Origin of the sequence: Albibacillus kandeliae (genome assembly GCF_003116585.1) — a bacterium.
Taxonomy (GTDB): Bacteria; Pseudomonadota; Alphaproteobacteria; order Rhodobacterales; family Rhodobacteraceae; genus Albibacillus; species Albibacillus kandeliae.
Window position 1 is genome coordinate 15,277 of the sequence record NZ_QEHM01000016.1, and the last position, 14,578, is coordinate 29,854.

At 67.8% G+C, this 14,578-nt stretch carries 10 protein-coding genes; 5 read left to right on the forward strand and 5 right to left on the reverse strand.

Annotated features, from left to right (window positions below; all coding sequences use genetic code 11):
- The first annotated feature begins 204 nt into the window (after positions 1 to 204).
- Positions 205 to 1,584 (forward strand): oligosaccharide flippase family protein, encoded by a 1,380-nt coding sequence (locus DDT93_RS25300; RefSeq protein ID WP_109468712.1) that lies wholly within the window; start codon positions 205 to 207, stop codon positions 1,582 to 1,584.
- 6 nt (positions 1,585 to 1,590) lie between these two features.
- On the opposite strand, the gene DDT93_RS25305 is transcribed toward DDT93_RS25300, so the two are convergent.
- From DDT93_RS25305 to DDT93_RS25320, 4 genes are read right to left on the reverse strand one after another with little or no spacing between them, the layout of a single operon-like run.
- Complete coding sequence (locus DDT93_RS25305) at positions 1,591 to 2,562, reverse strand: glycosyltransferase family 2 protein (protein ID WP_109468713.1); 972 nt, start codon at positions 2,560 to 2,562, stop codon at positions 1,591 to 1,593.
- A complete protein-coding gene (locus DDT93_RS25310) occupies positions 2,559 to 3,143 on the reverse strand; it encodes a serine O-acetyltransferase (protein WP_109468714.1) in 585 nt (194 codons plus the stop codon). The genes DDT93_RS25305 and DDT93_RS25310 overlap by 4 nt, the downstream gene beginning before the upstream one ends.
- On the reverse strand, positions 3,140 to 4,141 hold the full coding sequence (locus tag DDT93_RS25315) for a glycosyltransferase family 2 protein (RefSeq protein WP_109468715.1): 1,002 nt from the start codon (positions 4,139 to 4,141) through the stop codon (positions 3,140 to 3,142). The genes DDT93_RS25310 and DDT93_RS25315 overlap by 4 nt, the downstream gene beginning before the upstream one ends.
- Entirely contained in the window at positions 4,134 to 5,732 is a 1,599-nt protein-coding gene (locus DDT93_RS25320) for a hypothetical protein (protein WP_157960295.1), read from the reverse strand. Before DDT93_RS25320 ends, DDT93_RS25315 begins: the two co-directional genes overlap by 8 nt.
- A gap of 484 nt (positions 5,733 to 6,216) precedes the next feature.
- On the opposite strand from DDT93_RS25320, the gene DDT93_RS25330 reads away from it, so the two are divergent.
- From DDT93_RS25330 to asnB, 3 genes are all read left to right on the forward strand, one after another.
- A complete protein-coding gene (locus DDT93_RS25330; RefSeq protein ID WP_109468718.1) occupies positions 6,217 to 8,268 on the forward strand; it encodes a PKD domain-containing protein in 2,052 nt (683 codons plus the stop codon).
- Positions 8,269 to 8,338: 70 nt separating this feature from the next.
- Complete coding sequence (locus DDT93_RS25335) at positions 8,339 to 9,631, forward strand: glycosyltransferase family 4 protein (protein ID WP_109468719.1); 1,293 nt, start codon at positions 8,339 to 8,341, stop codon at positions 9,629 to 9,631.
- A gap of 3 nt (positions 9,632 to 9,634) precedes the next feature.
- On the forward strand, positions 9,635 to 11,584 hold the full coding sequence (asnB, locus tag DDT93_RS25340; protein WP_109468720.1) for an asparagine synthase (glutamine-hydrolyzing): 1,950 nt from the start codon (positions 9,635 to 9,637) through the stop codon (positions 11,582 to 11,584).
- 6 nt (positions 11,585 to 11,590) lie between these two features.
- On the opposite strand, the gene DDT93_RS25345 is transcribed toward asnB, so the two are convergent.
- Positions 11,591 to 12,550, reverse strand: a complete 960-nt coding sequence (locus tag DDT93_RS25345) for a glycosyltransferase (RefSeq protein ID WP_109468721.1) — start codon at positions 12,548 to 12,550, stop codon at positions 11,591 to 11,593.
- Between the two features lie 413 nt (positions 12,551 to 12,963).
- Between DDT93_RS25345 and xrtD the strand changes: the two genes are divergently transcribed.
- Positions 12,964 to 14,568 (forward strand): VPLPA-CTERM-specific exosortase XrtD, encoded by a 1,605-nt coding sequence (xrtD, locus tag DDT93_RS25350; RefSeq protein ID WP_109468722.1) that lies wholly within the window; start codon positions 12,964 to 12,966, stop codon positions 14,566 to 14,568.
- Positions 14,569 to 14,578 lie beyond the last annotated feature (10 nt).

The following is a 14,578-nucleotide window of genomic DNA, read 5'->3' on the forward strand; positions in this document are numbered from 1 at the left end:
TGTTCCACGACCAGGCAGATGTAGTCCTGTAATCAATGTTATGTTAAAGCACCTTGTAACTATCGGTCCAGCTCGTGCCTCCCAGCAAACTGCGCTCGAATATGTGGCAGAGTGTGGTTTTGTCTTGCAGACTTACTGTTGGAAGGCCGGCATTTCCTTTTCTCCGCCATACGTAATAATTGCGACTTTCGCCATGCAAGGCCAATGGCCTTGACTGCTGTTTCTGCCCGCCTGCGTGATCTAATAGCAGGCGAAGGGCTGCGCGCTCGGGCTCTGCGCGGAACCCTTGTCACTTTTCTTGGCTTCGGCTCGCAGCAATTTTTGCGGTTGGTATCTAACTTGGTATTAACCCGGCTGCTTTTTCCTGAGGCCTTCGGCCTCATGGCGCTGATAAACATCGTGTTGATAGGCGCGCAGATGCTCTCGGACATCGGGTTCAACACAGCCGTGGTCCAGAGTAAGCGTGGCGACGACCCGGCATTCTTGAACACCGCCTGGACTCTGCAACTGATGCGCGGAGCTTTTCTCGGGCTGATAGTCGCGGCTATCTCCTTGCCGGTCGCTCGCTTCTACGGCGAGCCCCAGCTTGCTCAGTTGCTACCGGTGGCAGGCCTCAACGCGATGATCCTTGGAACCTGCTCGGGCAAGATCTGGGCCGCTAACCGGCATATCGTTCTGGGGCGGATGACCGTGCAGGAACTGGGCAGCCAGACTTTCGGCATTGCGATGATGGTGGGTCTCGCTTGGCTCACCGGGTCGGTCTGGTCACTGCTGATCGGCATGCTCATGGCTTCGGCGATGAAGTCTCTGCTGTCGCACCTGCTGCTGCCTGGCCCCGCCAGCCGGCTTACCTGGGAACCTACAGCAGCGCGCGAGCTTTTCCATTTTGGCAAGTTCCTGTTCTTCAGCTCAATCGCGACTTTCCTTGTCAACAACGCAGACCGGGCGATCTTGGGTAAGTTCATCTCGATGGCCGGGCTGGGGATCTACAACATCGGATACTTCCCTGCCTCGATCCCGACCTTGCTGGCCGGTCAGTTCGGCTACCGTGTTCTTCTGCCACTCTATACCAAGACCCCGCCGAGCGAGAGCGCTGAGAACCGGGCCAAGATCCGTCGCGCCCGGGTGCTGCTGGCCGCCGGGCTGATCGGGATCGGCCTGTTCCTGGGCCTGATCGGCGAGCTCTTCGTCGAGGTCCTCTACGAGAACACCTATCATCTCGCCGGGCCGATCATGGTGCTGCTGAGTCTGGCCTTCTTGCCGGCCCCCGCACTCAACGGCTATGACATGCTGCTGCTGGCGCGGGGCAATTCGCGCGACTACGCGATCAAGCTGGTGCTGCTGGCCCTGTGCCAGACCGGCCTGCTGTTCTTCCTCGTGCGCGATTTCGGCCTGATCGGGGTGGTGGTGGCGCCGCCGGCGGCGCAGCTGCTGCTCTACCCGCTGACCGCCTTCTTCGCGCAGCGGGCGCGGGGCTGGGATCCGCTCGTGGACCTCGGCCTGCTGGCGGTGATCCTGCTTGGGGCGGCCGGGGTGCTCTGGGTCAACGAGGATGCGGTCCGGGCAGTGCTGCAGGCCGGCTGAGGCCGCTCACTTGTACTCGATCAGCCGCGCCCGCGCGCCCGAGAGGCGGCGCCAGCCGTAGGTCAGCGCGCCCTCGGCCTCGGCGAACTTGGCCAGCACCAAGAACAGGGCCTGCGCCGGGTCGCCCGAGCGGCGGGCGAGGCGGGCCACCTGGGCCGGGTAGAGCAGGACCGCCAGCAGCGCCCAGGGCGTGAGGAACAGCGCCGCCAGCAGGATCAGGAGCGGCAGCGCCAGCCCCCAGAGCAGCGTGCTCTGCAGCGCGCGCACCTTGTGGCGCTCGGGCGTGGCCCCGTACATCGCCGCGCCCTCGGCATAGGTGTAACCGGCGCGCTTCGCCCGCTGCCACCACTGCGGGAAGCGGGTCAGCGCCGCGTCGTGCTCAGTCATCTCGGCATCGAGCCGCCAGATGTCCCAGCCCTGCCCGCGCAGGCGCAGGCAGAGCTCGGGCTCCTCGCCCGCGATCAGCGCGGGGTCGAAGCCGCCGACCTGTTCCAGCGCCGCGCGCCGTCCCATGACGTCGCCGCCGGTGGCCCTGACCCGGCCCACCGGCGTGTCCCATTCGCGGTCGATCAGGCGGTTGTAGACCGAGGCGCCGGGGAAGCGTTCGCGCCGCCGCCCGCAGGCCATCGCCACCCTGGGGTTGTCGGCGAGAAAGGCCGTGGCGGTGGCGACCCAGCCCGGCTGTAGCGCGCAGTCGCCGTCGATGAACTGGACGAACTCGGGCGGCTCGGGCAGCGCCGAGAGCCGGTCGAGCCCGGCGTTCCTGGCCCGCGCGGCGGTGAAGGGCTGGCGCATGTCGAGGTTCACCACCTCGACCCCCGCCGCCGTCGCCGCCGCGAGGCTGCCGTCGGTCGAGCCGCTGTCGACGTAGACCACGTGGCAGAACTGCTCGCCGAGCGCCTCGAGACAGGCGAGGAAACGGGCACCCTCGTTGCGCCCGATGATCACCGCGCCCGGTTTCAGAGAGAAGGGTTTCATGTCGTCTTGCCCACCACCCGCGCCGGGATACCGGCGGCGGTGGCGCCCTCGGGCACGTCGCGGGTGACCACCGCATTGGCCCCGATCCGCGCGCCCGCGCCGATCTCGATGGCACCGACGATCACCGCCCCCGCGCCGATGTCGGCTCCCGCGCCGATGATCGGGCGCGACTGGTTCTCGCTGGTGCGGGCGATGCCGAGGGTGGTGTTCTGGCGCAGGATCACATCGTCGCCGATGGTATGGGCGACGAGGATCATGCCGCCGAAATGGTCGAGCCGCACCCGCCGCCCGACCCGCACGGTATAGGGCAGCATCATGCCCGCCACCCATTCGCACATCTTGAACATGATGCGGTAGATCAGGCTCAGCGGCGCGCGCAGCAGCTTGGGGCGCACCGACATGCGCCAGTTGCCGAAGCGGTGCCAGAACAGGGTCCAGAACCCCTGCGAGAGGAGGTCGCTGTCATTGGTGCGGAAATCCTCGGCGACCAGCGCCCAGAAGGAGATGCCCTCGGGGTTGCAGTTCCGGGTGCCCGGGTTCGGGGCGAAGCGGGCGGCGCGCTGTTCGGGGGTTTCGCTCATGCCAGCGGATCCCGGCCCTGCAGCAACGGCCGCGCGGCCACCTTCCAGAAATCGGGGATGAAGCGCCCCGGCAGGGCCGAGGGCTTGCCGCGCAGGCGCATCTGCGCCTGGTGCCCCGCCGCCGCGACGATCACCCCGAGCGCCAGCGCCGCCGCGCCCACCGGCCCCTTGGCGGCGCGGTAGTAATGGGCCCAGGACTGGTACCAGTAGGCCGGGCGCGGCGGGCGCGCGGCGTCATGGCTGCGCACGCCGGTGGCGGCGCCCTCGGCATGGATCACCCGCGCCTCGGGCAGGTACCAGATCTGCCAGCCGGCGGCGCTGGCCCGGCGCATCAGGTCAACCTCCTCGTAGTAGAGGAAATAGGCCGGGTCGAAGTAGTCGAGATCCCGCAGCATCGACAGGCGCGCCATCACCGCCGCGCCCGCGACCCAGCCCACGGGGCCGCGCGGATGGTTGGGCGGCAGCGCCACCCGGTGCCCCGCGAAGAGCCGCGACACCGGGCCGAAGCCGAGGGTATGCACCCATTCCGACACCAGCCCCGGAAAGCGGAAGGCGGCGGTGACCGGGCCGCTGTCGGGTTTCGAGATTCCGGCCCCGGCAAAGCCCGCTTCGGGGGTCGCGTCGAGGAAATCGGCGAGCAGCGCGATGGCCTCGTTCTCGAGCCGCGCGTCGGGGTTCAGCAGAAAGACGTAGTCGGGCGGGGTCGCGCGCGCGGCCAGCGCCCTGAAGACGAGGTTGTGGCCGCGCCCGAAGCCGTGGTTCTCGGTCTCGGGATAGAAGGTCACCCGTCCCTGCCATGCGGTGCTGGCGCATTTTTCGGCCAGCACCGCGCGGTCGTCGCCCGGCGAGGCGTTGTCGACGAGGTGGATGTCGACGCGCCGCCCGCCGTGGTCGCGCGCCAGCACGCTCTCGACCCCGGCGATGGCAAGCTCCGCGGTGCCGTAGTTCACCACCACGACGGAGATCTCCGCCCCCGGTGCCATGCCCGCCTCAGTCATCTGCCGTCTCCCTGTCGCGTTGGCGCCTGTGTTGCCGGCCCTGCCGGCTGTAGCGCGGGGTGCCCTCCCCGCTCCTGCCGCTGCCCGGGGGATCCCCCGGCTCCGGCCCCTCGTTTTCCCCGCCCTGCTCCACCGTTTTCACCCGCCGCCAGTCCGGGGCGGCGTCGCGCCCGGCGGCGGGGGGCGGGGTTGCCCGGCGATAGGCCGGCTCCCGGCGCCCGCTGCCCTCTCCGGCAGGCACGGCCCCGCGCTCCTCGATCCGGCCCAGTTCGACCCGGCCCCAGAGCGCCCCGGCGATCACCCAGGTCAGCGGGGTGAGGCTGGCGTTCGGGATCAGGTCGGTCAGGTTGGCCGCCAGCATCAGCGCGAGGAGCCCGCTCTCGAGCCCGATGCCCGAGCGCCGCGCCTGCACCAGCAGCAGGCCGATCGGCAGGCAGAGCAGGCTGAAGATGGAGAGGTAGCGCACCCAGCCCCCGGTGCCGAGCAAGATGATCCAGTAGCCGTCGGTGATGCTGGTGTCGCGCCCGGTTTCCGCGTCGTAGACCCTGTTTCGACCCCAGCCGCCCCAGCCGAAGGCCGCGCGCTCGTTGGCCCGCGCCAGCAGCACATCCTCGTTCCTGAGGCGGAAGGCAAAGGAACTGGCGCGGCTTTCGCTGATCCCGACGGCCAGATCCTCGACCCGGTCGACCGGCACCAGCCCCGCCGAGCGCACCATCGGGTAGACCATCACCATCCCGGCGATGACGGTGGCGACGATCAGCATCGGGCGCAGGCGCAGCAGCAGCGCCACCGGCAGCAGCACGAGGGCAATCAGCAGCGCGCCGAGCGACTTGCTGAGCACAAGGGTCATCAGCAGCCAGAGCGTGGCCCCGAGCCAGAGCGTGCGCCGGGCGCGGTCCAGCCGCGAGAGCCCGGCGGCGGCGAGGATGCCCAGCACCATCACCAGCGCCAGGATTAACCCGTGTTCGAGGAACACCAGCGGGCGGAACCCGCCGCCGCGGATGTGCTGGCTCCAGCTGTGGGGGAAGAAGCCGTAGAGTATGCGGTTCATCTGCGGCGACATGCGGATCTCGTAGAGCGCCAGCAGCGAGTAGCCCAGCATGGCGATGCAGATCACCTTGATCAGCAGCAGGTGATGCTCGGGCCGGGCCAGCAGGCGGCGCGCCAGCAGCATCGGCAGGATCAGGATCAGGACGCTCAGGATCTCGGAGAAGGCATCGTAGGTCTGGAGACTGCGCAGCACCCGGCCGCCACCGGGGAACAGCATGTCGCCATTGCCCGAGACGGTCATGAAGGCGCCGACCACCAGCACCAGCACGGCGATGCGGATCACCCAGTGGCGCGGGAACAGCGGCGGGTGGGGCCCCTCCCGGTCACCGGCGAGGAACAGGGGCAGGAACAGCAGCACCGCCAGCGCGGGGATCGAGTGCTTGGTCAGCGCCGGCAGCATCGGCAGGTCGACCGAGGTGTTCTCCGGCAGGAACAGGAAGCCCAGCAGGATGGCCAGGATAAAGGCCAGCGGACCGGCCAGGGCCCGGCCGAGGACGAGGACGACAACGGGCCAGGAGAACAGGGCGAGAAGTGGCGGCATCATCGATCTTGGTTCGCGTTCGTCCTTCGGGGCCCTGTTTCGAAATCCCCGGCGGGGGGCGGTGGTCCGGGTATCCGTAGATCGGTCAAATAGGGCGTTTTTGCGAGAAATGACATGGCATCATTATGGAATTCCCCGGCCGGGCGAAAGGGCCCGAGCAATCCATGCGCGCGGGATTGGTGAATCTGACATCACCAGCGGCGGTACCGAGACGGTCTATTTCAGGAATTCCAAATTCCTTCCTGATCAAGCGAGTGGCGGGCACCATGAGTATCATTGACCTTCTGGGCCGGGTGTTTATCTCTGACCACGACATTCTTCGTTTGGAGGCGGAGGGGAACTCGCTCCGATTCTCGGTCAACTGCACCGGGGTCTACGCCTGTACCGATATAGCCCTCGTTACCGGCCCACCGGAGCGTAGGTCTTCGCGTACCGATGCCTCCCTCCCCTGCCAGTTCGACAGCTTTATTTGCGGAGCCTTCTGATGCAACGACTGAAACTCCTGGGACTTGGCGCCGGCGATAGCTTCAGTCTCATCTCGACGCAGAACGGCCACGTGGCCGGGCCGATGCCAGCGGCAGACTGGCAAGGCGTGCTCGCTCCTGACGCGGCGCCGACCGGCGGCACCCTCACCATCGTGCCGGACCGTACCCTTCTTGCCTGCGCGCCCGATAGCGTGCGGTTCTGGGTCGACCTCTCCGGCACCGATTTCGATACTCCATCCCCCGCCCCCGGCGAGGCCTACGATGCGCGGCTGCACCGGCTGATCTTCCTATGGGACTTCGGCGACAGCAGCAGTTGGGACAAGCCCGAACGGCTGCTCGACGGCTGGCGCGATAGCGGCGTCGCTAAGGGGCCTTTCGTCAGTCATGTCTACAAGACTCCAGGCAGCTTCACCGTCTCGCTGCTTGTGCTCGAACCGGCCAGCGGCAAATGGGCCGAGGCCCACCTGGACTTAACAGTGGCCGATCCCGGCAACAGTTTCGCTGGGAGCAACACGATTTGCATCAACCCCACGGGCGATAGCGACTTCTCCGGGGCACCGGCCGGTGCACGCTTGGCCAATGCCGATTTGATCGATGAGGCGCTCATCAATGCCTACGCTCCCGCCGACAAGGCGGGTACCCCTACTCGCTATTTGTTCAAGCGCGGTGCGAGCTATACCAGCGACATCTTGCTGCGATCAAGTGCACCCTACATGATGTCGCTGGGCGCTTATGGCAGCGGCGACAGACCCCGAATGATGGCCCGGACGGATACAAACAAGGCCGCCAAGATCCGGGCGCGCGCAGTCTATGTCTTCGGAACCTTCGGCGGCCTGAACGGCACCTTCATCCCAGAGTTGCGTATCCATGGATTGAACTTCCTCGGAAATTTCGATCCCTCGACTACGGCTACGGCACCGCGAGGCTCGGCTGATCTCGACGGAATCTCGGTGAACGGGATACTTATACAGAAGTACATCGACATCCTGATCGACGATTGCGCTTTCTCCGGCTTTCAGCGCTCGACCATCGGCTTCAATGTAGGCGGGTTCGAAGGAAAGGTGCATTGTCACATCAACGACTGCGCCCTAACCGATTTCGGGGGCGAATACCCGATTATCGGGGGCTGTAGCGAACATCCGCGCAGCACCATCTGTGCCACTGGCAACAGCTTGGTGCAAAATACTGGAGCACCGACGACCTACGACGATCAGGGGGATTTCTCGGGCGGCAGTTCCAAGGCACCGATCCGCTTTGACCACGGTCAGAACATGTATGTCGCAGGGAACGATTTCTTCCATACCGACATGCGTCAGCCCTGCATCAAGGTACAGAACTCGCCCAAGGCCGAGGGGTCGATCGTGAACCTGCACTCCAACGTAATGGAGTTCGGCTATTACCTGATCGACATCGGGGGCAATTCGAGCAAAGCGATCGGCACCAGCACGCACAACATCATCGTCGACGGGGTGGTAGGGCTCGGCGGATACAGCACCCGCGGCATCGTCCTGTGCAACCTGACCGGCGCCACCGTGCGCAACGTCAGCGGCATCATCCCCGCGACCCCCTTCTACTTCACCGACACCTGGGCCTTCGTCGTCACCGAGAACAAGAAGACCCCCGGCGCCGCCGTGCTGGCGGCCCCGATCGAGGTCTACAACAATACCTTCTGCGTCCTGCGCTCGCAGGACCAGCAATATTCGGGCAGCCCCGACTCGGTGCCCTTCCACCGCGACCCGGGCGGCGATTTCACCGGCGTGGTGACGCAGAACAACGTGATCCACGAGCCCGCAATGGATGCGCCGGTGACCACCTACGCGCCGCTCTCGACCGAGCTGTTCTGGCCTCCGCGCAGCGGCGGCAAGCGCAGCCCGGTGGACTTCAGCCTCGACACCACCTACGCGCCGCCCTCCGACAGCTGGATGCGGCTGGTGCCGCTGCCCGGCTCGGCGGCGCTCGGCGCGGCGCTCTCCGGGCTCGCCGCCTACCAGGACCCGCTGTTGCAACCGCGCCCCGAACCACCCTCAGCCGGAGCCTGGGAGGCAGAATAGGGGTATTTCGGCTTTACCCGCCCAGCACGCTTGCCGATAACAACCGGGACCCATAGGATATTTTCCCACGATGCCGGTACCCATTTCTGTTTCATCCCACGTTTCCGATCCCTTGCCCCGCATCGCTTATGTCACAGCACTCTACCCAGCTGCCTCTCATACCTTCATCCTGCGCGAGGTAACCGCCCTGCGTGACCTTGGCTTCGAGGTGCTACCCTGCTCTGTCCGTCGCCCGGACGAATCTATGCTGATCGGCCCAGAGGAACGCGCCGCTGCAGCTGATACCTTCTTCATCGTACCGGCGGGCAAGTCGCCCGGTGCCGTGCTCGGTGCGCTCGGCGCCACGCTGGCCGCGCCGGGGCGGCTCGGCCGCACCCTGGCCCTGTCCTGGCGCACCGCCCAGCCGGGGCTGAAGGGGGGGCTGAAACAGCTGGCCTACCTGGCGGAGGCGATGCTGCTGGCGCGCCACCTGCGCCACCGCGGGGTGCAGCAGATCCACTGCCATTTCGTGACCGCCCCCGGCCATGTCACCCTGCTGGCCTCCGAGCTGTCGGGCATTCCCTTCAGCTTTACCATGCACGGGCCGAGCGAACTGTTCGAACCGGAGACATGGCAGCTGGCCGCAAAGACCGAGAAGGCGACCTTCGTGGCCTGCATCAGCCATTTCGCGCGGTCGCAGATGATGTATCTCTCCGGCCCGGCGCACTGGGCCAAGATGAAGATCGTCCATTGCGGGGTGATCCCCGAACGCTATGACGCCCCTGCCCCGGAGGCCCGGCAGGAGGGGGTGGCGTTCGTCTTCGTCGGGCGGCTGACCGCGATCAAGGGCGTCGGCGTGCTGCTCGAGGCCTTCCGCCGCGCGCTGGAGACCCGCCCGGACCTGCGCCTGACGCTGGTCGGCGACGGCGACGACCGGGCCCGGCTGGAACGGCTGGCGGCACCGCTGGGCGGCGCGGTGCGCTTTACCGGCTACCAGTCGCAGGCGGGCGTCGCCGAGAACCTGGCGCGGGCCGACGCGCTGGTGCTGCCCTCCTTCGCCGAGGGCCTGCCCGTGGTGCTGATGGAGGCGCTGGCCAGCGCCCGCCCGGTGATCGCCACCCGCGTCGCGGGGGTGAGCGAGCTGGTCGAGGATGGCGTCAACGGCCTCACCGTCCATGCCGGCGATGCCGAGGGGCTGGCCGAGGCCCTGCTGCGCCTTGCCGGCGACCCGGAGTTGCGGGCCCGCATGGGAGAGGCCGGCCGCCGCAAGGTGCGCGCCGAGTTCGACGTGCGCCGCGAGGCCGCCCGGCTCGCCACGCTCTTTGCCGGGCGGGGCGGCGACGCCCTGCGCCCGCTCCCCCTCTCCGACCCGAAGGAACACTGATCCATGTGCGGCATCACCGGCTTTCTCTGGCACCCCGGCCACGGCCCCGACGCGGAGGCTACCGTGCTGGGGATGATGCAGGCCATCGCCCACCGCGGGCCGGATTCCCGCGGCCACTGGATCGACCCGGAGGCCGGCGTCGCCCTCGGGCACCTGCGGCTGGCCATCGTCGATCTGAGCCCCGCCGGGCACCAGCCGATGTCGGCGGTCTCGGGGCGCTACGAGATGGTCTTCAACGGCGAGATCTACAACCACACGGTGCTGCGCGCACGGCTGGAGGCCGAGGGCCGCGCCCCGGCCTGGCGTGGCACCTCCGACACCGAGACGCTGCTGGCCGGAATCGACGCCTGGGGCCTCGACGAAGCACTGGCCGAGGCCCGCGGCATGTTCGCCATCGCCCTCTGGGACCGGGCCGCCCGCAGCCTGACGCTGGTGCGCGACCGGCTGGGGGAAAAGCCGCTCTACTACGGCTGGCAGGGCACCGGGCGCGACGCCGCCTTCCTCTTCGGCTCCGAGCTGAAGGCCCTGCGCGCGCATCCGGCCTTTGCCGCCGGGCTGGACCGGTCGAGCCTGCTCGGCTTCCTGCGCCACGGCAATGTCGGCGAGGACCGCACCATCTACGAGGGTCTGCACAAGGTCCGCCCGGGCGAGATCGTCACCCTGTCGCTGGAGCGGCCCGCGCCGATCATCCGCCGCTACTGGGACGGGGCCGCCATCGCCGCCGCCCCCCGCGCCGCCGCGCCGGATGCCGCCACCGCCATCGACCAGCTCGACGCGCTCCTGCGCGAGACCGTCGGCCAGCAGATGATGTCGGACGTGCCCCTCGGGGCCTTCCTGTCGGGCGGCATCGACAGCTCGACCATCGTGGGGGTGATGCAGCAGCTCTCGGAGCGGCCGGTGCATACCTTCTCGATCGGCTTCCACGAGGGGCGCTACAACGAGGCGGAATTCGCCAAGGCGGTGGCCGCCCACCTCGGCACCCACCACACCGAGCTCTACGTCAGCGACCAGGAGCTGCGCGACGTGATCCCGCGCCTGCCGCGCATGTATGACGAGCCCTTCGCCGACAGCTCGCAGATCCCCACCTTCCTGGTGTCCGAACTGGCCCGGCGCCATGTCACCGTGGCCCTGTCGGGCGATGGCGGCGACGAGCTCTTCTGCGGCTACGGCCGCTACCAGCACGCGGCCAAGCTGCGCGCCCGGCTCAAGGCGATGCCGGCGCCGCTGCGCCACCTGGGCGCCGGAGCGATCCGGGGCATCCCGGCGGCCTGGCTGACCCGGGCGCTCGGCCCGCTGGTGCCGACGCCGCAGGGCAAGGAACCGATCGGCCAGCGGCTGCACCGGCTGGCCAACTACGCCGCCAGCGACACGCTGGAGGATCTGCACCGCAAGATGGTCTCGGTCTGGCGCTTTCCCGACGCGGCGGTGCCCGGCGCCGCCGCCCCCGAGAGCCTGCTGGCCGAGCACCTGCCGCCGCGCGGCGATCTCGGCGTGGAAGAGCGGCTGATGCAGCTCGACATGCTGACCTACCTGCCCGACGACATCCTCGCCAAGGTGGACCGGGCGACCATGGCGGTGGCCCTAGAAAGCCGGGCGCCGCTGCTCGACCACCGTATCGCCGAATTTGCCTGGAGCCTGCCGGCCGACCTCAAGTTGCACGAGGGCAAGAGCAAGTGGATCCTGCGCCAGGTGCTCTACCGCTATGTACCGGCCGAGCTGATCGAACGGCCCAAGATGGGCTTCGAGGTGCCGATCGGCCTGTGGCTGCGGGGCGGTCTGAAGGACTGGGCCACCGCCCTGCTCGACCGCGACCGGCTGCGCCGCGAGGGGGTGCTGAACGCCGACCTGGTGGCGCGCCTCTGGCAGCAGCACCTCTCGGGCAGCTTCAACTGGGGTCCCCAGCTCTGGAACGTGCTGATGTACCAGGCCTGGGCCGAGGAGACCCTGGCCTGAGGGGCCTCAGGCGGCCCGTTCGGGCTGCCAGAGATGGGCGCGCTCGGCCTCGATCTCGGCCACCGCGCGGGCCTTGCCCACGCGCAGGGCGCGCAGTTGGTAGGCGCGGATGAAGCCGATCAGTTCCTTGTCGCCCTGGCGCTGCTCGCCGCGCCACCAGGCGCCGAAGTAACCCGGCACCATCGACAGCCCGCCGACCACGTAGGGCGGGATCTTCATCCGGTTCACCGCCGAGGCCAGCAGGAACAGCGGGTGGGTGCCCATGTAATACTGACCGAAGCCGTGGCGGCGGCGGCCGGTAAAGATGCTCTGCTGGCTCGATCCCATCGGGCGCAGGTGCTCGAAGCGCAGCTCGGGGTCGTCCCAGCTGACCGGGGTCCAGCCCAGCTGGCGCGCCTTGTGGCAGTCGATGCCGTCCCACATGACCTCGCGCACGAAGCCACCGATCTGGCGGAAGCAGGCGACCGAGTAGAACTTGGTCATGCCGAGCGACATCTCGTCGCCGATCTCCTCGCTGACCAGCGCGCCCGCGCCGTTGCGGAAATAGGCCTTGCCCGAGCAGGTGCCGATGCGCGGGTTGGCCTCCATCCGGTCCATCAGCCCGGCGAAGTAGCCCTGCGGCAGGTCGAGGTCGAGATCGAGCTTGCAGAGGTAGGCATAGGCGTCGAGGTCGACCGTATCGAGCCCGAAGTAGAAGGCCTCGATCACGCCGGGGCCCACCGCGCGGTGGCCGCGGTCGGGCTTCTGCACCACCCGGATCCAGTCGTGGCGGGCGGCGTATTCGGCCAGGATCGCCGGGGTCTCGTCGGTGGAGCCGTCGTCGATGATCACCCAGAGCGCCGGCACCTCGCTCTGCGCCACCATGCTGTCGAGCGTGCGGCGCATGTAATTCGCCTCGTTGCGGCAGGGCGAGATCACCACGTAGGAACGCGGATCGGGGAGGACGGGGGAACGGAACTCGGTCATGAAAACTCGGCAACTTGATCAGGGATGAAACCTCGCGCCCGTTCTGCCCGAGGTTGTCCCTGCGCCGCAAGCCTTGCCGCGCGCCCGGCGCCGCGGCGCGGGGCGCTCAGGACCCGGCCCCGCCACCCCGCGCCGCACCCGGTCCGGAGGCTATCCGCCCGGAAACGCGGGGGTTTTTGCCCTCTGCCGCGGGTCTGCCCCGGTGGAATCGCGCTGCCCGCCGCGCCTGCCACCCCGCCCGCAGGCGCAACGGGTGCGATCTGAAACAGCTCCGGACGCGCGGCCCGACTGTTTCTGCAGCGATCACAATAAAGTGGCCGCGGCCCTTCCTGTCGGCGTTTTCTGGCCAAGCCTGCCAGAATCTGCAAAACTGGCCCTGCTGTTTCTGGTGATCCACCACGCGTGAGTGATTGATGTCGATTTCGAGTACCGGCGCCTCCGAGCGCCCCGGGCTGTCCGCCTTTTTCCATATGGGTCTGTTCTGGTTCCTGGTCGCCACCCTCGGTGCGCTGATCTTCTTCCGTGCCGGGATCGAGGAACTGCTGATCGCCTGGCAGCTGCCCGAATACAGCCACGGTCCGCTGATCCCGGTGCTGTCGCTGCTGCTGTTCCTGCGCCAGCTGAAGGAGCACCCGGTCACCCCGGGGGTCAAGACCGACCGCTGGCCCGGCGTCGCCCTGGTGGTGGTCTCGCTGCTGCTCGGCACGCTCGGCACCTTCTCGCGGATCCACGACATCGTCGCCTACGCGCTGATCCTCTGGGTCGGGGGCATCCTGCTGATCAGCTTCGGCTGGCGCACGGGGCGGCATTTCTGGCCGCCGGTGCTGCACCTCGTCTACATGCTGCCGCTGCCGGGGACGATCTACTACAAGGTCTCGACCTCGCTGCAGTTCCTCTCCTCCGAGCTCGGCGTCTGGTTCCTGCAGCTGACCCATGTGCCGGTCTTCCTCGACGGCAACATCATCGACCTCGGGGTCCTCAAGATGCACGTGGCCGAAGCCTGCTCGGGCCTGCGCTACATGTTCCCGATCCTCAGCTTCTCCTACATCTTCGCAGTGCTCTACCGCGGCCCGACCTGGCACAAGGCGGTGCTGCTGGTCTCGGCGGTGCCGATCGCCATCTTCATGAACTCGGTGCGCATCGCCGTGGCCGGGATCATCGTCCAGTACTACGGCGTCGAATGGCTCGAGGGCTTCACCCATTTCTTCGAGGGCTGGGTGATCTTCCTCTGCTGCATCGTGATCCTCTTCGGCCTGGCCCGGCTGATGCTGTTCCTGCATCCCGACCGGCTCAGCCTCGCCACCGCGCTCGATCTCGACACCAGCGGCCTCGGCACCCAGGCGGCGCGCATCCAGCACGTGCAGCCCTCGGCGGCGCTGATGGTCACCGCCGTCCTGATGCTCGGCTCGGCCGCAGCGATCTCGTCGATACCCGAACCAGGCAGTCATGCACCTGGACGCGAAAGCTTCTTAACCTTCCCGCGCAAACTCGGCGACTGGCAGCAGGCCGGCCCGCGCGAGACCCTTGATGCACAGGTTGCGAAGGTTTTAGGCGCCGATGACTACCTGTCGATCCAACTGGTGAAGCCAGGCGCTGGCGATCCGGTAAACCTGTTCATGGCCTGGTACGACGACCAGAGCGACGGAGGCGTGCATTCGCCCGAGGTCTGCCTGCCCGGCGCCGGCTGGGAGATCGCCTGGCTGGAGCGCACCGACATCACCGCCGCTATGGGGGCCGACAAGCCCTTCGAGATCAACCGCGCGATCATCCAGAAGGGCGAGACCCGGATGATGGTCTACTACTGGTTCCAGCAGCGCGACCGGCGCCTCGCCTGGGACTTCGCGGCCAAGTTCTGGCTGATGGTGGACGGTCTCACCCAGGGCCGCACCGACGGCGCCATCGTGCGCCTGACCACCCCCATCGACCGGCAGGAAACCGACGACCATGCCGAGGCCCGGCTGAAGGACATGCTGCGCGTGCTGCAGGATCCGCTGCCGCGCTTCGTGCCGAACGAATAGGCGACGGAGG